The 18,128-nt window shown below is 47.2% G+C and carries 19 protein-coding genes and 1 other annotated feature; of the genes, 3 read left to right on the forward strand and 16 right to left on the reverse strand.

Features of this window, described 5'->3' with window-relative positions:
- The first annotated feature begins 27 nt into the window (after positions 1 to 27).
- Entirely contained in the window at positions 28 to 300 is a 273-nt protein-coding gene (gene rpsT, locus JOE49_RS22825) for a 30S ribosomal protein S20 (protein WP_013311181.1), read from the forward strand.
- Positions 301 to 441: 141 nt separating this feature from the next.
- On the opposite strand, the gene holA is transcribed toward rpsT, so the two are convergent.
- From holA to JOE49_RS22860, 8 genes are all read right to left on the reverse strand, one after another.
- A complete protein-coding gene (gene holA, locus JOE49_RS22830) occupies positions 442 to 1,473 on the reverse strand; it encodes a DNA polymerase III subunit delta (protein ID WP_209942919.1) in 1,032 nt (343 codons plus the stop codon).
- Positions 1,474 to 1,686: 213 nt separating this feature from the next.
- Positions 1,687 to 3,141 carry an anti-sigma factor gene (locus JOE49_RS22835; protein WP_071558460.1) on the reverse strand — a complete coding sequence of 485 codons (1,455 nt, stop codon included), beginning with the start codon at positions 3,139 to 3,141 and terminating at the stop codon, positions 1,687 to 1,689.
- Positions 3,138 to 3,686, reverse strand: a complete 549-nt coding sequence (locus JOE49_RS22840) for an RNA polymerase sigma factor (protein WP_023989520.1) — start codon at positions 3,684 to 3,686, stop codon at positions 3,138 to 3,140. Before JOE49_RS22840 ends, JOE49_RS22835 begins: the two co-directional genes overlap by 4 nt.
- A 228-nt stretch (positions 3,687 to 3,914) precedes the next feature.
- Positions 3,915 to 4,904 carry an iron-hydroxamate ABC transporter substrate-binding protein gene (locus JOE49_RS22845; RefSeq protein ID WP_209942928.1) on the reverse strand — a complete coding sequence of 330 codons (990 nt, stop codon included), beginning with the start codon at positions 4,902 to 4,904 and terminating at the stop codon, positions 3,915 to 3,917.
- A 169-nt stretch (positions 4,905 to 5,073) separates the two neighbouring features.
- On the reverse strand, positions 5,074 to 7,611 hold the full coding sequence (locus JOE49_RS22850; protein WP_348635907.1) for a DNA internalization-related competence protein ComEC/Rec2: 2,538 nt from the start codon (positions 7,609 to 7,611) through the stop codon (positions 5,074 to 5,076).
- Positions 7,541 to 7,693, reverse strand: coding sequence for a hypothetical protein (locus JOE49_RS26870; RefSeq protein ID WP_226887754.1), 153 nt, complete (start codon positions 7,691 to 7,693; stop codon positions 7,541 to 7,543). The genes JOE49_RS22850 and JOE49_RS26870 overlap by 71 nt, the downstream gene beginning before the upstream one ends.
- Positions 7,694 to 7,872: 179 nt before the next feature.
- Entirely contained in the window at positions 7,873 to 8,391 is a 519-nt protein-coding gene (locus JOE49_RS22855; protein WP_025723414.1) for a deoxycytidylate deaminase, read from the reverse strand.
- 88 nt (positions 8,392 to 8,479) lie between these two features.
- Positions 8,480 to 9,073, reverse strand: coding sequence for a ComEA family DNA-binding protein (locus tag JOE49_RS22860; RefSeq protein WP_209942932.1), 594 nt, complete (start codon positions 9,071 to 9,073; stop codon positions 8,480 to 8,482).
- Between the two features lie 295 nt (positions 9,074 to 9,368).
- On the opposite strand from JOE49_RS22860, the gene comER reads away from it, so the two are divergent.
- Complete coding sequence (comER, locus tag JOE49_RS22865) at positions 9,369 to 10,214, forward strand: late competence protein ComER (protein WP_209942934.1); 846 nt, start codon at positions 9,369 to 9,371, stop codon at positions 10,212 to 10,214.
- On the opposite strand, the gene leuS is transcribed toward comER, so the two are convergent.
- Positions 10,195 to 12,633: a leucine--tRNA ligase gene (gene leuS / locus JOE49_RS22870; protein WP_023989526.1), complete on the reverse strand. Its 2,439-nt coding sequence runs from the start codon at positions 12,631 to 12,633 to the stop codon at positions 10,195 to 10,197. The genes comER and leuS overlap by 20 nt on opposite strands.
- 61 nt (positions 12,634 to 12,694) lie before the next feature.
- Positions 12,695 to 12,952: a binding site (T-box leader), on the reverse strand.
- A gap of 184 nt (positions 12,953 to 13,136) precedes the next feature.
- Here leuS and JOE49_RS22875 point away from each other — a divergent pair.
- The gene (locus tag JOE49_RS22875; RefSeq protein WP_209942936.1) at positions 13,137 to 13,526 is read left to right on the forward strand and encodes a tautomerase family protein; all 390 of its coding nucleotides are present in this window, start codon (positions 13,137 to 13,139) and stop codon (positions 13,524 to 13,526) included.
- 72 nt (positions 13,527 to 13,598) lie between these two features.
- On the opposite strand, the gene JOE49_RS22880 is transcribed toward JOE49_RS22875, so the two are convergent.
- The 7 genes from JOE49_RS22880 to aroE all read right to left on the reverse strand — a co-directional run bounded on the left by JOE49_RS22880 (position 13,599) and on the right by aroE (position 18,047).
- Positions 13,599 to 14,372: a class I SAM-dependent DNA methyltransferase gene (locus JOE49_RS22880; protein WP_053325800.1), complete on the reverse strand. Its 774-nt coding sequence runs from the start codon at positions 14,370 to 14,372 to the stop codon at positions 13,599 to 13,601.
- 3 nt (positions 14,373 to 14,375) lie between these two features.
- On the reverse strand, positions 14,376 to 15,284 hold the full coding sequence (locus tag JOE49_RS22885; RefSeq protein ID WP_053325801.1) for a CvfB family protein: 909 nt from the start codon (positions 15,282 to 15,284) through the stop codon (positions 14,376 to 14,378).
- Complete coding sequence (rsfS, locus tag JOE49_RS22890; protein WP_013311194.1) at positions 15,281 to 15,628, reverse strand: ribosome silencing factor; 348 nt, start codon at positions 15,626 to 15,628, stop codon at positions 15,281 to 15,283. The genes JOE49_RS22885 and rsfS overlap by 4 nt, the downstream gene beginning before the upstream one ends.
- The gene (yqeK, locus tag JOE49_RS22895) at positions 15,625 to 16,221 is read right to left on the reverse strand and encodes a bis(5'-nucleosyl)-tetraphosphatase (symmetrical) YqeK (protein ID WP_209942938.1); all 597 of its coding nucleotides are present in this window, start codon (positions 16,219 to 16,221) and stop codon (positions 15,625 to 15,627) included. The genes rsfS and yqeK overlap by 4 nt, the downstream gene beginning before the upstream one ends.
- Entirely contained in the window at positions 16,205 to 16,795 is a 591-nt protein-coding gene (gene nadD, locus JOE49_RS22900; RefSeq protein ID WP_209942940.1) for a nicotinate-nucleotide adenylyltransferase, read from the reverse strand. The genes yqeK and nadD overlap by 17 nt, the downstream gene beginning before the upstream one ends.
- A gap of 17 nt (positions 16,796 to 16,812) precedes the next feature.
- The gene (gene yhbY / locus JOE49_RS22905; protein WP_013311197.1) at positions 16,813 to 17,109 is read right to left on the reverse strand and encodes a ribosome assembly RNA-binding protein YhbY; all 297 of its coding nucleotides are present in this window, start codon (positions 17,107 to 17,109) and stop codon (positions 16,813 to 16,815) included.
- Positions 17,110 to 17,177: 68 nt separating this feature from the next.
- Positions 17,178 to 18,047 carry a shikimate dehydrogenase gene (gene aroE / locus JOE49_RS22910; protein WP_025723402.1) on the reverse strand — a complete coding sequence of 290 codons (870 nt, stop codon included), beginning with the start codon at positions 18,045 to 18,047 and terminating at the stop codon, positions 17,178 to 17,180.
- Positions 18,048 to 18,128 lie beyond the last annotated feature (81 nt).

Consider the following 18,128-nt stretch of genomic DNA (forward strand, 5'->3'; position numbering starts at 1 on the left):
GTAATGCCTTTACAGGAGGTGAATGTAATGCCAAACATCAAATCCGCTATCAAACGCGTTAAAACTAGCGACAAACGCCGTGCGTTGAACGCTTCCCAAAAATCCGCGCTTCGTACAGCAGTAAAAGCTGCCGATACAGCGTTGGTAGGTAACGAAGCTGAAACTGCTGCTGCTGCTTTCAAAGTAGCTTCCCAAAAGCTGGACAAGGCTGTAACTAAAGGTCTGATCCACAAAAATGCAGCTGCTCGCAAGAAATCCCGCTTGGCGAAAAAACTTAACGCTCTTACAGCTCAAGCGTAAGCAAGAGCTACTTTCATACGTTAATGAAAAAAACCTGACCAGCCTTGGCTGATCAGGTTTTTTTAGTTTATAACTTTTGTTAATTTATAGAGTCAGCTTTCCACGCTACATGAGCTGACTCTATAACAGCACATGGGGGGATTAGATTGAAGCCCCCGCACCCATTTTCATCAAAAATAGCTCCAGTCCCAGTACCTTGTCAACGACACCTGTTTTCATATGATAATCGAGCTCGCCCAATTCGTAGAGAAGCTGACGCAGCTGCTCAGGACGGAACCTCCGCGCTTGGTCCCCTGCAACTTTCACCCCATAAGGATGCAAACTAAGCTGACTCGCAATTTGTTGCTGGGAATAGCTTTGACCTGCCAGCTCTTTGACCTGCAACATAATACGGAACTGTCGCGTGATCAAAGCGGCAATCTTGATCGGTTCCTCTTTTTGCTTAAGCAACTCATAAAAAATACTGAGCGCCTTATCCAGCCGCAAATTAGCCAGATCCTCAACCATCGCAAATACGTTTTGCTCTGTGTTACGAGGCACCAGGGATTCTATATCAGCGGATAAGATCGTTCCCTGTGCTCCTGCGTACAAGCAGAGCTTGTCTATCTCGGCAGCCAAGGATTGCAGCCCGGTACCTGTGAATTGAATGAGGCTTTCAGCAGCTCCTGCAGCCAATTGCACTTCTCTTTCTCCTGCACGCTTATGGATCCAAGCTATAAGATCATCTCCACCCATTGGAGCAAAAGCAATAACCGAAGCATCACTTTTCAGCTTTTTGACAATCTTTTTCCGTTCATCCAACTTTTCAGCCTGAACCGTAAAAACGATGACGCTATAGTCAGTCGGGTTATCCATATAAGTCAACAGCGTCTCAAGCCGGTGCTCTATCTTACCGCTATCTTTGCCTGCTGCAAATACACTGGTATCCCGTACAATAATCAGCTTCTTTGGCACCAGAAAAGGCGCTGTTTCCGCCTCCTCCACGACCACCTCAATTGGCGTTTCGGTTAAATCATAAGGAATGATGGCGAAGTCACGATGCTCCTCTTCCACCACTTTCTCTTTAAGCATCTCAACAAACTGCTTCATTTGATATTTTTCACTGCCGTATAGCAAATACACTGGCGAAATGTCGCCTTTGCGAATAGCCTTAGAGGCTGTTTTTACATCCATTTTCCGTTCCCCCCACCCACTGATCGTACCCGACATCCGACCGGAAGGCAAGTCATGATACAAACGAAGGGACCCTGCCTATAGACAGGATCCCTTCACCACCATCTATATCAACACGGCAGCAGAAAGCTCTAGAAACTTTCGACCGTCGGGATACGACGTCGGTTCATATAGTATATTCTCTGTTTTTAAAAGTGTGCCAACTTACGGAAACTATTTTCCAGTGCTGCGCGGGACGGTGTACGTATATTTACTTGCTGTCCCATCCTGCTCCGTCTCATACATAAAGGTCTGGCTGTCTTCTGACCAGCTTCCTTTGACCCAGGCACCTTTTAGAGTACGGACTTCCAGTGTTGTTCGGTCTACACCGTTATCGGAAAGCTTATACACTTTCAGCTTTTTGCCCTCAATAGCCACCGCATAGCTACCATCTGGCGAGTTGAGCTGATCTGTAGAGGCAGATTGGGCACTATAGCTGGAAGCATTATTGTTGTCCGGAGAGACCAGTGAATTAGATACAAATCCTTCTTTACGAACCGGGTCTTGCGACACGGATGATTGCTGATCATTAGAAGCTGCATTGCTGCTATCCGTTCCCAAGGCATTGCCCGAATCCTTTGTGATACTTTTGGAAGTCGTTTCTTTCGACGTTTCATTTGACGCAATTCGATCCTGTACCTTCAAATCCTGACTAAGCGACGAAGAAGAATCATTCGTACTTGTATTACCATTATTATCGTCCTGAGCGGTACCCGTATCCGCTAGGGGTGCTTTTTCCATTTTCGGTTCCACCTGTTCAGCAGGAGCAATCGTGGATCGATCAGATTTTTCCTGACTTAACTGTTTGTCCTCAGATTTAGGAGCATCTCCAGCAGACGGATTTTCCTTTGTCACCTGACGATCCATACGTAGCTGCCCCTGCCCTTCATCCTGACGAGAAGAATGTTCAGCTGGTGCAGACTTCGTCGAATCTTCCTCCCCAGCTCGCTGATCGTCACGTTTCCCAGCATCCCGTTTGGAAGAGTTCTTTTCATCGTTTGCACCTTGTTTGCTCAGGTCAGGATCTTTATCCGCAGGTAGCTGAGATGCATCCGTTCCTTGCCCCTGCTCTGACGGCTGCTGTGTAGAATCCGAACCAATGGCTGCATCACGGCCTCCACTGCCATTGGCTGTACCTGGAAGAATTTCCGTCTGATTCTGCGGATTCGTCACTTCGGGTGTCTGGGTTGTAAGTATGCCTTCCGCATCCTGCACTGTTTTAGGCTCGAAGTTAAACACTACAATCCCCAGTACAACAGCAGCGGCAGCCACGCCCATGGCAGCGCGTCCAGCCATTCGGTTCCACCAAGGTGTAGGCTGGGTACTTTGTCTAGGCACTGGTCCAGGCTCTACAGCCACAGGCTGCATTTCCTGAAGCGCACTTCCCTGTTCTTCACGTGCGCGGTCAATGGCATCAAGCTGAGGCATGATGGAATCCACCAGGCTGAACGCCGGGGAAACCGCAGGCAATTCCTCCAGCTCGCGAGAGAGTGTCTGAAGAATAAGAAATTTTTCCGCACAGTCCGGGCAAGTCGCAATATGGTTCATTAATTGGGACGTCTCTTCTTCGCCCAGCTCATGATCCACATAACGCTGCATCCAATCCATCACCTCTTCCCCACACTTCATCCTGATACACCACCTTTCTGATATTCCTGAAGTAGCCCTTGCAATTGCTGTCTTGCACGATATAAGTATGACTTGACCGTATTTAGCGGCAAATCCAGAGAATCTGCAATCTCGTTATAGGAGAAATCCTGCAAATATCTTAAGACAATTACCGTCCGGTGGTGCTCCGGAAGTTGTTGTATAGCTTCACGAACATCCTGTGCCATGTAAGTGGTCAACACCTCGACCTCCACGTTTTGGGGATCGTTGAATATCATGTCGTGCTCGTCAATGGAAACCGAGGGCTTCGTTCTTCTGAATTTGTCGATGCATATATTCGTTACAATGCGTTGGACCCAGGTTTTAAACTGCGCTTTTTCCTCATAAGAGTTAATTTTGGAATAGATCCGTATGAGGGCTTCTTGTGAAGCATCCATGGCGTCCTGCTCATTGTTTAGAATGTAATATGCCGTACGGTATACATGCTGTTCTATCTCTCTTAATAGGGTAATGAGAGCGTCGCGATCGCCCGATTGAGCGGCTCGAATGAGTCCCTGCTCTACCACAAAGGATCCCCCTCTCCCTGCAATATTACAGACGTATCCCTTTTGCAAATTGTTGCAGGATAGACGTCTGACACTAATTTTATTTTTTTAACAAAAAAAATTATACCAAAAAGCCCAGAATCCCCAGCGTATCCTCCCTTAGAATAACAGAAAAAGGGAAGGTAGTCACCTTCCCCTAGCTCCTACATACATCTAAATGCTAGCCTATCGAGCTGCAAGATCATATTGTTACTTCTTGGAAACCAAAAAATCAGATATGAGTTCTAATTGATAAGTCAGAGCAATCGGATCTTGAAAATAAAAATCGTCGATTGAGTATTGATATACTTTACCTGATTTAACTGCAGAAAGGTTCTCCCACACACTTTTAGATAAAATATCTTTTCCTTGGTCTGTTCCGTCGCCTCTAATACCCAACATTAAATAATCGGCATCGCCCAGCATCTCCGGTAAAGCCTCTATTGAAATGCTGGCCCATCCCTTCTCGAACGCTGCCTTTTCTACCTTCTCAGGAGCATGAAGTCCCAGCTCATCATAAAGTATGGCTCCTCCACGTCCATAAGATTTTCCATATAGATATAATTCTTTTCCTGTAATCTCAAAAATAGCGATTTTTTTACCCGAATCAATGACGTCAGACAAAGCCTGTTTCTTCTCAGCAATCTTGGTTGCATAATCAGCCAGGCAATTCTTCGCTTCCTGCTCCTTGTTTAACACTTTGCCCAGCTCCATCAGACGGTCCTTATATTGATATTTACCATATGGAATAAACACTGTAGGCGCTATTTTTTTCAGATTTTCATATGCTTTCTCATCATAGGTAATGATCAAATCCGGTTTCAGGGTGATCACCTTTTCAAGGGACAATGCGGAACTGTCACCGATATTTGCAACACCATTCAAATATTTTTTATAGTATGGAGCATCAAATACAGTGTCTGGAGCCCCTACAGGTGTAATACCAAGTGCTAGCACATCACCTACATAATCATCGACTGCCACTACGACACGCTGGGGATGCTCAGGAAGAGTAATTGTACCTTTATCACTTTCATATGTACGTGTGGCAGCTTCATCTCCAGTTGATGTGGTCTTGAGAGCAGTCGATTGACCGCTTTCTGTTACAGTCCCACCCCCACTTGTAGCGCATGCGCTCAATATCAGCATTAACGAAATGATGAACAAACAAGCTGATGCTCTGAATTTAAAATAACTCACAATATTCCTCCCATTAATAATGATTCTCATTTTCATTACTCATATGATTCTATCAAAGCTTACAGCTACTGTCCATGCAGATTGGATTCAAAGCAAACAGCCCACTCCTGAGAGTGAGCACCCATTTTAATGTGTTGTTGTACTGATAAAAAAGGATAGAAAAAACTATTTAGCGTTGGTACCGCACACTCAGTTTTCCTTGCTGCGCTCGAATCTGTATCTCTCCCATCGTATCTGTTCGATATATAGCAGAATTAACTGCTGATAAACGTTCCAATACCGCTTCATTCGGATGTCCGTAAGTATTGGTCGCACCGACCGAAATAACAGATACTTTCGGTCGCCAGTAGGATAACCACTCTTCCGAGGTGGAGTACTTGCTGCCGTGATGTGCTATTTTCATGACATCTATAGCTTTCCTAACTTCCCCCGTTGCTCCCCCATCTTTCACACTTGATGAAAAACGAGTTAATTCAGAGAGCAACGACGACTCTGCTGCATCATCCATATCTCCTGTGAACAAAAAAGAGGCTCCCTCCATCTCCAATATCATGGCAACAGAGTAATGATTCTGTTCCTTCATAACAGGCAACTGCTCAGATTCGTTCTCCGGTAGTGTAAACGGATAGAGAAAGCGGATTTTCGTAGCCTGGTCTGGTTCCCATTCCATACTATGATGTGCACCATACAGCTTGATCTGCTTGTCTAAAGCCGTGTTCAACAGCTTACGGAATGGGGTTTTATCTGTCAGGGTACCGTTAAAAAACAAGGTAGATACAGGAATCTGGTCAAGCACAGCCTGTAGTCCTCCGGCATGATCATGATCTCCATGCGTTAAAATGACAGCGTCCAGGCGATGCACACCTCGTTGCTTTAGCAAGGGTACAATCGTATCTTCACCCACCTCGTAGGGATCTGCACGCTTGCGCCAAGCATTTTTCCCTGTCGCAAAATCCATTGTACCCCCACCATCAACCAAGATATGTTTCCCGCCCGGCGTTGTAATTAAAATGCTGTCACCTTGGCCCACATCCAGATATTGAACAATTCCCGTATTTGCCTCACCAGGAGATTGGTAACCTGTATACAATATTCCAAGCCAAGCAATAACACTTAGAGCCAGTGCCAAATGACGATAACCATTCCACTGTCGACGAGCAAATTTCCCTGCTCCCTCAGGTTCAGGAGCCGTATGCAATATAGCCGCCCATTCTGGAGAAGCTGCTAATCCTGTATATATAGGTGATGAAATGGCAGTAGAATTCAAGACGGTAATGTCGTTCGTTTGCCTGCGGGATGTCAGCCACCTTTTGAGCCAGTACAAAACACTGTACAGAGCTGCGTAATACGCCATGACCCACAGGATGGAAGAAGACGGCCAAATACTCACATAAGCATCATCTACATTCAGCCATTTCACTAGTAAAAAGGTCAAATCGTTCAATTGCTCTGCCGGCCACGCAAGAATACGAGCCCCATCCCCCCACAAAAAGGAAAGCCCCATCGCCACCGTACCTAATGGAAGCACGATATATGTAATAAGGGGTACAAGCACAAAATTGGCCGCAAATGATAACAACGAAAATTGATTAAAGTAGAATACCGTCATTGGAAACGAAACAAGCTGTGCCGTAATTGTAATCGCAACTTCACCGCCGATTAGGAAAGGCCATTTGGCGAAAAACGGCTTCATAAGCGGCATATAAATGAGCAACCCACCTGTCACCAAAAAGGAAAGCTGAAAGCTGACACTAAGTAGATAATATGGATTCCAAATCAGCATGAGCAACGCGGATATACTTAGAATATTAAGTCCGTCTTTGAGCATACCTCGTCGGGCTGCAAACAAGCCGATCATCGCCATAATTCCCGCCCTCACAACAGAGGGAGAAGCACCTGTCAGCAGGACATAAGCCGGAATGAGTATCATCACGACCGTAAGAGATGTCTCGCGGCTAACTCTTAGTAGCTTGAGTAAATATAATAGTGTAGCTGCATATACCGCCACATGCATCCCCGATATTGCTAAAATATGCGTTAAACCAAGCTGCGTAAACTCGTTATACGTTGCTGGGTCCAACTCATCTGTTACCCCTAGTACCAGTCCTTTCATATATCCCGCGTGATGAAGTGATGTAAATGCCGATTCCATTCTCTGCCCTAGCTGCTCCCTAAGCTGATCATTCCATCTGAACAAAGTGTAGCGGTTCCAAAGTGAAGCCTCCTGCTTCTGTAACGAGGCTGCCCCATCGCCTTTGAAAAGCCAGTGGATTTCCTGTGTGTGCAGGTATTCACTGTAATCAAAGCCACCAAAGTTCCCCGCTTTTGCAGGAGCCTTTAAGGTGCCACGCAGTAGGATTGCATCTCCACGTTGCCACGCTGCCGAAAGTTGCTGTTCCTGCTTGGCAGCCAACTTGATATGAACAATGACCTGTTCAGAAATTAGTGCACGATTCTCGTCCTTTTTCGAATGACTTCCGTAGTGATTGATTGAGGTGACTCTCATCTCAAACTGTGTTCGATCACCATCTACCTGTACTTCAGAAGCGATAAGCCCTGCTACTTGAACAGGCATGTCTTCCAACATAGAAGACGATACATGAAGAGCATCGGGAATACTGCTAACATTATGCGTATCATGCCAATACCAATGAAATCCACCCCCGCTGATTGCAAGCCAAAGTAATACCATATGCCGGATGGGGATTTTCATCCATAAAGCTATAAGCGGAAAGATCAGGGTAACCCCCGCCCAGAGCAACAAAAGCATCCGTCCAGAATACAGACATGCTCCCGCACTTCCTGTAATCCAACAAACAGTAAGGGTCAATATAGGTCTAGTTAACACAAGCTTAGCTTGAATACAATCACCTTCCGGTAGCAAACATTGCTTTTTGTCCAAAATAAGCAAAACAAAAAGAACCTCTGACAAAATAGCATTCGTCAGAGGTTCTTCCTCGTTTACTTTTTAATTCATTACATCCATCAGCGTTTCTTTCGGTGGATGATAGGTCTTCAGCATACGAAAGGCGATTCCCTTTTCCTCCATCATAGCACGAACCTTGTCGGCATCTTTGGGATAAGGTCTGTGGTATACAATCTCCACAATACCGCTGTTCGCCAACATATTGGCACACGTCCAGCATGGCTGGTCAGTGACATATACTGAAGAGCCTTCACGATCAATTCGGTCAGTAAACAGTAGCAGGTTCTGCTCCGCATGAATAGTGCGAATACAACGCTGCTTCTTAACCATTTCCTCGCGCCCATCACGGTGAACGACCTCATACTCCTCTGAGATCATACAGCCTGCCTCAGAACAGTCAGGCACCCCGGATGGTGCTCCATTATAGGCCGTCCCCAAGAGCTTTTTACCTTGTACAAGTACGGCTCCAACATGACGCCGCGCACAGCGCGAACGGGTGGATACCATATAAGCGATATCCATGAAATAGGTGTCCCAGTCCTTGCGTACATCTGCACTCATTTCCATCTCTCCCGTATAAACAAGTTAAAACGTAAACCATATCCGCTACCGCCGTTCTCAGGGCCTGTACATTGTAATCTTATATAAGTTACAAGCTGACATACGGCTTCATTTTCGCCAACATTTTAGCTCCGATTCCCTTTACATGATCCAAATCGTTCACACGTTTGAACGACCCATGCTGATTACGGTAGTTCAAAATAGCCTCGGCTTTTTTAGCCCCAACCCCTGGTAGCTCCATTAACTCGGCAGCAGTCGCCGTGTTGATGTTTACCTTTTTTTCGCCGGAAACGGGTGTAGTAACCGAATCACTTACCGTATTGGTCCTACTCGTCGTTGCACCACTCGAACTAACAATACCTGTGTCTGAGCTCGGATTCGCAGCAGCAGATACACCAGTAGAAATCTGCACAGTATCACGTTTCACATTGTCAGCGGCTTCGGCATTCCTACTGCGCTCAGCTTTGTCTGAGGGTTCTTTTACAGCAGGCTTTTTCTGGGCATAGTCACTGCTGCGCTGCGACTCATTTGGCTCTGAATCCATCGCCACAGCCTGCTCCACCTTATGGTTAAGTAAAGTCCACTCCTCTTGCGGCTCAGAGCGCTGTCCTCCGGCAAATAAAATAAGTCCACTCCCGATTACAGCAAGCGTTATCGCTGTTCCTGTCCATACGCGTTTCATTTCCGTATCGTCCCCTACTCCACATGGATTTCGGGAAATTGAGCCGACTGAAAACACCGTCTCAATCAAACAGAGCAAGTCTGTCCAATTCCCGTTAAACCGGAGGGTGCAAACAACCTCCATACGGTTTCGCTGTGAGCATTTTCACAAATAAGTGGTACGACCCCGGGCACGATCTAACATGCTCAGACATAAAATTCGTCATGTCGGCCAAGACCAGGCGCATACACTAAGAAGAATGACAGCTGACAGCACAGCGTCTATACCGCAAAGTATGAAAGGAGGACGTTGAACAATGAAAGTTGGATTTATCGGGACTGGCAGCATGGGAAGTCTGCTAATTGAGTCTTTTATTAATTCTAACGCACTCAAGGCGCAGCAAATATCAGCAAGCAATCGAACGCATTCCAAGGTAACCGAGCTAGCCCGTCGTTATCCAGGTTTGCATGCAGCCCAAAGCAACCGTGAAACGGCAGCGGAAAGCGATATTCTGTTTATCTGTGTGAAGCCGCTGGAATCAAAAGCCGTAACGGATGAAATACGCAACGTCATTACAGAAGAGCAAATCGTCGTATCTATCACAAGCCCGGTGCAGATTCGTATTTTGGAGCATGCACTGAAAGCCAAAGTGTCCAAAATTATTCCCAGTATCACCCACCAAGTGGGCAGCGGAGCCTCACTATGCATCCATGGAAGCCGGATTACAGAGGAGGACCGCACCCTTCTGGAAGAGCTTATGTCCCACATCAGCAGGCCGATTCGGGTTAAAGAATCTTATACTCGAATCACGTCGGATTTTTCGAGTTGCGGTCCTGCTTTCTTGGCCTTTTTTATGGACCAGTGGATTCAAGCCGCAGTTCAAGCTACAGGTATAGACCGTACGGAGCTATGCGCCCTGGCCGGTGAAATGATCATCGGCACTGGAAAGCTACTCACGGAAGGCGGGATGACACCAGCCGAGTTACAGGCCAGAGTGGCGGTTCCCGGAGGTATTACCGCCGAAGCTCTCGCACTGTTGGACATCAGCCTGCATAGTGTCTTTCCCGAGCTGATACAAGCCACGCACAACAAGTATGAAGAAGACATGCAAAAGGTGGATGTCTCCTTCGGCTTAAAGCCAATTAACCGGCAACAATATTAACCAGCTTACCTGGAACAGCAATTACCTTGCGGATCGTTTTGCCGGCCAGTGCCTGCTGAACATTGTCCAACGACACAGCGAATGCTTCCATCGCTTTAGCATCAAGATCCTTGGCAATCGTTGCACGCTGCACAATTTTACCATTCACTTGCACAACAATTTCCACTTCGGCGTCCACCGTCCATGCTTCATCATAAGCAGGCCAGGCCGCGTAGGTAATGCTATCATTGTGCCCCAGCAGCTGCCACAATTCCTCGGCCAGATGGGGTGCAAGCGGCGACAGCATTTGCACGAAGTTTTCCATTGCTGCACGCGGCAGAAGGTCTGCTTTGTATGCATCGTTGGTGAAAATCATCAGCTGGCTGATCGCTGTATTGAAGCGCAGTGCATCCAGATCTTCGGTTACTTTTTTCAGCGTTTTATGCCAAGTACGATTGAACTCATCGCTACCACCGTCATTTGTAATTTTATCGTTCAGGCTACCATCCTCGGAAACAAACAGGCGCCATACGCGGGACAGAAAACGATGTGCTCCTTCTACCCCATTCTCATTCCATGGCTTGGTCGCTTCCAGCGGCCCCATAAACATCTCATAAATACGCAGCGTATCGGCGCCAAACGTATTGACAATATCATCAGGATTAATGACATTACCGCGTGATTTACTCATTTTTTCATTGTTGTTGCCCAAAATCATACCCTGGTTGACCAGCTTATAAAAAGGCTCTTTCGTTTCCACTACGCCGATATCATACAGTACCTTATGCCAGAAACGGGCATACAGCAAGTGAAGAACCGCATGTTCCGCTCCGCCAATATACAAATCAACAGGCATCCATTCACGTTGTTTCTCTTTGGATACAAGCTCTTTGTCATTTTTCGGATCAATAAAGCGCAGGTAATACCAGCAACTGCCTGCCCATTGCGGCATTGTATTTGTCTCGCGGCGTGCTTTCATACCTGTCTCAGGATCAATGGTTTCGATCCAATCTGTTGCGTTCGCCAGCGGGGATTCACCTGTACCTGAAGGCTTGATATTGTCCATCTCCGGCAGTACGAGCGGAAGTTGGTCCTCAGGAACCGTTTTGATCGTTCCATCTTCCAGATGAATTACCGGAATCGGCTCGCCCCAATAGCGTTGACGGCTGAATAGCCAGTCACGCAGGCGATAGGTGACTTTGCCGTGTCCTTTGCCCTCGGCTTCCAGCCATTCAATCATCTTCGGAATCGCTTCCTCGTTGGTAAGTCCATTCAGCGGGCCGGAATTGACGTGCGGTCCATCCTCAGTATATGGCTCATTAGCCACATCTCCACCTTGGACAACCTCAATGATATTCAATCCGAATTGCTTGGCAAATTCCCAGTCACGCGCATCGTGAGCAGGTACAGCCATAATCGCTCCAGTTCCGTAGCCTGCAAGTACATAGTCAGCAATCCAGATCGGCAGCTTTTCGCCGTTCACCGGGTTCACTGCATAAGCTCCTGTGAATACGCCTGTTTTATCCTTGGCCAGATCCGTACGCTCCAGATCGCTTTTACGAGCAGCTTGTTCACGGTACTGTTGCACAGCATCCTTTTGCTCAGGCGTAGTGATAATATCCACCAATTCCTGCTCTGGTGCCAGCACACAGTAGCTTGCGCCGAACAGTGTATCTGGACGGGTTGTAAACACTGTGAGTTGCTCGTCATAGCCTTCAATTGGAAAACGAACCTCTGCCCCGGTAGACTTACCGATCCAGTTCCGCTGCATATCCTTAATACTCTCAGACCAATCCAGTTCCTCCAGATCCTCCAGCAGACGATCCGCGTATTCCGTAATTTTCAGCATCCATTGACGCATTGGTTTACGGACGACCGGATGACCGCCACGCTCACTCTTACCGTCAATAACTTCTTCATTCGCTAGCACCGTTCCCAGCGCCGGGCACCAGTTCACAGGTACTTCAGCTACATATGCAAGGCCGCGCTTGTACAGCTGGATGAAGATCCACTGTGTCCATTTGTAATAATCAGGATCCGTCGTGCTGATTTCACGATCCCAGTCGTAGGAGAAGCCGAGCGATTTGATTTGACGGCGGAAGTTATTTACATTTTTCACCGTAATTTCGCGTGGGTGCTCCCCTGTATCCAGCGCATGCTGCTCGGCAGGCAGACCGAAGGCGTCCCAACCCATCGGATGCAGTACGTTGTAGCCGCGCATTCTTTTATATCGTGAAACAATATCCGTAGCTGTGTAGCCCTCCGGGTGGCCTACATGCAGGCCGGCTCCAGATGGGTACGGAAACATATCCAAAGCATAAAACTTCGGTTTGCCCGGCTCTTCCCCGGTGCGGAACGTCTTGTTCTCATCCCAATATTTCTGCCATTTTGGTTCAATACTTTGCGGTTGATAGCCGTGCTTCGGCTGTGTGTCTGTCATTGTCTTTTCCTCCTCAAACGGTATGCAACAAAAAAACCTCTGCATCCCGTAGCGTGTCAGCGCTAGGGACGAGAGGTTATATTCCCGTGGTACCACCCTAGTTAGCAGAAAGCGTTCTTCGCGTTCTACTCCCTTTGCACCTGATAACGGAGGTGATCCGATGCGGGTTAATAACAGGATACAAGCACCTGTATAGGGCGTTCCTGCGTTGGACGCATATCTCCGAGGCGAGTTCACTTTGCACTGTCAACCGGCTTGCACCACCCGCCGGCTCTCTACATGTCCAGACAAAGCTACTATTCCTCATCAGCGATTGTTTAACCGTTAATAATGGCACTATTATATTGAAAACCGCGAAAAAAGTCAAATAAGGACTACCTTTGGTGTTAAAGACCCTCTTCATACTAATTGTTCATGACACATGCATACGAATGTTTTATAATGATTTCGAATTAAATCGCTTCAAGTTGAGATGAGTTGAGATAAGAAAGGTGAGCTGAGAAATGGCACAGATTAAAATTTACGGAATAAAAGAAACTCTAAATCCAATCAAAAAGCAACTTTCAGAGGTGATTCATTCTGCTGTGGTGGATGCGTTCAAATATCCTCCTGACAAGAGGTTTCATCGTTTTTTTCCTATGGATCAGGAAGACTTTATATATGCCGATGGTCGCTCTGAGGTGTACACCATTATTGAAATCAGTATCTTTGAAGGCAGAACGACAGAAGCTAAGAAGCAACTCATTAACCTGTTATTCCAAAGAATTAACGATCTTTTGGGTATTTCTCCACAGGATCTTGAGATTACTATATTTGAAACACCCAAACAGAACTGGGGCATTCGGGGTGTACCGGGTGATGAGCTTCAGCTGAGCTATAAAGTGAATATATGAGTGCAAAAAGACGCCCTTCATGTCATCATGAAAAGCGTCTTTCTTTTCCCATACTCGCTAAATGAAGCCTTGCTATTTTACAGCAACATAAAACAGTCTCGCCGCGTCATCTTCTGCTTCTACCCATTCAAAATCCGCATATACCTTCACATCACGAAAACCCGCTTTGGACAATTCTGCCTTCATCCAGTCTGGGTCATAGGCACGTTGTACATGTATTTCCTCGAAACGCTGGTATAGATCGCGTCCTACTTGTTCTGCTTTCGCAAAGATACTAAGATGATGCTCAATTTCACAACGGGGAGTGTCCAACGCACATGTCCAGATATACGAGATAGAGCGTTCATCCAGTACGAATGGTTGCTCTTCATCATAACGTAAAAACGTCTGCGGATGATGTACATCGAACAAGAAGGTTCCGCCAGGCTTCAGACCAGCATGCGTTCTGCGAAAAGTAGAAATTATATCTTCTTCCTCCAACAAGTAATTCAGACAATCGCAAAAAGAAATTACAGAATCCACAGGCTCGGGTAAAATCCATTCTCTCATATCCTGCTGTATCCAGCGAACGCTTCCCTCACGAAACAATCGCTGTCCCTGTGGAGTGGTTTCCATTTTGCGGCGGGCTACTGCCAGCATGTCAGAGGATAAGTCGATTCCAGCCACCTCGAAGCCCGAGTTAACTAGAGGAATCGTAATCGAACCCGTTCCGCAGCCCAGCTCGGCCACCGTATGCGGCATACCGTACTGATCCCAAGCCTGCCGTGCAAAGCGCAACCAGTCCGGGTACGGCATGTCCTGCATCAGCTCATCATACACATAGGCAAACTTCCGGTAAGAAGCCATTTTTTATTCCCCATTCCCGTCCTTCGGTTCAGGTATATTCTCCACCAGGTAGGTCCAGTTTTCCTTTTGTGTAACCAGTCCTTCCTTCATCAGCTTGCCCATCGCACGCTTGAAGGCGGATTTACTAATACCAAACCGTTGTTTGATAATATCCGGCGGTGTTGCGTCAGAATAAGGCATGCCGCCGCCCGGACGCTCTTTCAGAAAAGCAATCAGCCGCTCCGCATCCTCATCACGGCCTACTTCCTTGCGTGGTGACATCGCCAGATTGACCCGACCGTCTTCCCGAACAAGCGTGACCCGTACCTTGACCTCTTCGCCCAAGCGAAGCATCCGGTTACGCTCCGAGGAATGAATCATTCCAATCGCGCCAAAACCAAGCACACCTCCGTCCACCAGGACGAATGTGCCCATCTGAAGCGGCTTGTACACAGTCGCCTGCACCCATGTATTTAACCACGAATCAGGGGCGTGGAAGCACAACGGAGCCAGCTCCTGTTCCCCTGCCAGCTTAGCTCGCAATCTGCCTTGCTTGTCATGCTCCATAATGGCATACACGTAGTCGCCCACCCGAGGATGTAAATCTCGGTTTTCTGGCAACTCACGAATCGGCAGCAAAAGCTGACGACCCAATCCCATCTCCAGGAAACAACCCAAACGCGGATGCACATCGGCCACCTCAAGCTTTGCCATTTCGCCCAACGACAAGAACGGCTTTTTCATGGTTGCGGCCAAACGGTCCTCTGTATCGTGAAAAATAAATACCTCCAACCGTTCACCAACTTCGATTTCACGTGTCAGCTCCGTATAATGCAGCAGCACATCCTGCTCACCAACAGTGAGAAAATAACCGAAAGGAGATACCTCACGATCCACCATAATGGTGACATAAGTACCGGCGATCAAACTCATACCTTTTCCACAACCTTAGCATCCGACCAGAGTCGTTCAATGTTATAGTATTCGCGCTCGTCGCGATGGAAGACATGCACTACGACATCCCCCAAATCCATTAGAACCCAACGGGCGGAATCCATTCCTTCGATTCCTTTGATGGTTACACCTTCATCATGAGCGCGTTTGCGAATTTCTGTTGCAATCGCCTGTACCTGTGTATCCGAATTACCGTGGCAGATGACAAAATAATCAGCTACTAGTGATATTCCCCGCAAATCCAGTGCGACAATATTCATTGCCTTTTTATCATTTGCAGCATCAACCGCTGTTTGCATTAATTGCTCATTAGTTAGGGTCATTCATGAACCTCCGTTTTTCTCTGTTTTAGTTGTTGAATCAAGTCATTGCGCGACAAGACTGTCAGTGGAAAAATAACCTTTTTCTTTTCCAGCAACAATGTAATCGTGGAGTCAAATCCAGCGATAAGGCCCTGCTCCAAGCTTTTCTTTGCCTGTTTACGGATATGCTCAACCCCCGGAAAATCCCGTCCCGGTTCGATGTAATCAGCGAGACACACGACTTTATCCAGCAGGCTCATACCTACGCGTCCTGACGTATGCCAGCGGATCGCATTCCTTATTTCCGGATCATCCACTCCGTAATCTCTTGCTGCAACGCAGTATCCTACCTCTGAATGCCAGAGCTGCTTGTCATGTTCCAAAAGCTCCTGATTACATTCGGGATGACTGCGAATCACCTCTTCCATCTGCTGGACAGGCCAATATTTCGCTACATCATGCAAAATAGCCGCCAGTTCGGCCTTATCCGGATCTGCTCCATATCGCTGCGCAAGCTCAACTGAGGTATGCATAACACCTAGTGTGTGCTTCCAGCGCTTTTCAGGCATTTGACCAGATACGGCTTCCATTAATTGCTCACGGCTGTACTTCATACAAACCGCCCCTTGTAATATAGTCATGCACACGATCAGGCACAAGATAACGGATGGTACGCCCTTCCGCAGCACGCTCTCGAATATCCGTCGACGAAATGTCCACCACTGGCATATCCGCCATCAGTACCTTGTCCTGCAAATAATGCGGCAACTCATCCAACGCAAGCTGGAACCCTGGGCGCCGAACACCAATAAAATAAATTCGCTGCGCCAGTTCCTCAATTCCCTGCCAATGAGGCAAGTAGTTCACCATATCCGCACCAATAATAAAATAAAAATCCACAGCAGAGTGCAACTCCTGAAGCTCCTTGATCGTGTCAATGGTATAGGATACTCCCCCGCGAAGCACTTCAATATTCAGCACTTCAAAAGCAGGATGACCCGCTACCGCTTCACTCGTCATCTCCAGACGCTCCTTACCGCTCGCCCCCGCCTGATGCTTGTGCGGAGGAATATGAGAAGGCATAAACCATACTTGATCCAGCCCATAGGCATCTCTTGCCGCTTCTCCAGCCAGCAGATGTCCAATATGAATCGGGTCAAATGTACCACCCATAATACCGATTTTCATAATTTTCTCCCCGCGTGTTATCCTCTAGGCAACTCGATTTCCTTATGATCACGGGATTCTTTGTACAAAATAATAGTGCTCCCGATGATCTGAACAAGCTCAGAACCTGTCTCCGCGGCCAGTTCTTCCGCAATTTCATGTTTGTCGTCCAAACAGTTGTTCAAAATTTGCACTTTCATCAGCTCACGCTTTTCAATCGCATCGTTGATGTGACGCATAAGATGCTCATTCGTACCGTTTTTGCCTACTTGAAAAACCGGGTCCAAATGATGCGCCATTGAACGCAAATATCTTTTTTGTTTACCTGTTAACATGTATATTTAACCCCTTCGTCGCCACATATGCAATGCAGCATTTCCATAATTTTAATGTACAATCTTACTTACGACAGGCTACTCAGCACAGCCGCTCTCATTTGCTCTACAGCAGGGACAACCCCTGTAAAATACTCAAAAGCCACAGCCCCCTGGTACACGAACATGCCCAAGCCCCCATGTACAGTGCAGCCGCGCTGTTCACGGCTTTCCCGTAAAAGTCTCGTTTCCAGCGGATTATAGATCAAATCACTCACAATGATTCCCTCCGGAATCAAGCTCGTTTCCAGTGGAAGTTCATCCGATAAAGGGGACATTCCCACCGAGGTTGTGTTAATCAACACATTCACTGTGGCGAGCACGTTCTTGGCATCCTCGTTGGAATAACCCCTCACTGGGATCGCCTCCGTCGTCCACTCTAATGCTAGTTGCTCAGCTTTGTCACGTGTTCGGTTCAAAATAATAACCGATTCCGGTTGCTCTTCCAATAGAGCATGAATTACGCCACGAGCAGCCCCTCCGGCTCCAAGAACAGCAATTCTTGCGCCCTTCAAATCGACAGAAGTCTCTTCTTTGAGGGAACGTACGTAGCCAATTCCGTCCGTGTTATAGCCCTTGAGCCGTCCATTGTCATTCACTATCGTATTGACAGCGCCAATGAGTCTGGCCCCTTCATCAATCTCATCCAGATATTTCATAACCTCGACTTTATGGGGAATCGTCACATTGACTCCGCGGAAATGCATAGCGCGAATCCCCTTCATGGCATCTTCCAGCTGATCCGGTTTGACATGAAGAGGTACAAAATCTCCTTCAATCCCCGCTGCCTGTAAAGCTATTTTATGCATAAGAGGCGATTTGGAGTGCTTGATCGGATCACCCAATACGCCCAATAGTACAAGACCTTGTTCGGTCGCTTCAGACTCCCCGCTGTTCATCGTTGCTCTCCCCCATATTGCAAAATATTAGGCCGCACAAATACATGAATGGCGGCAGGAACCAGTACCTGTTCCTTGCCG

It is taken from the genome of Paenibacillus sp. PvR133 (assembly GCF_017833155.1).
GTDB classification, from domain to species: Bacteria; Bacillota; Bacilli; order Paenibacillales; family Paenibacillaceae; genus Paenibacillus; species Paenibacillus polymyxa_B.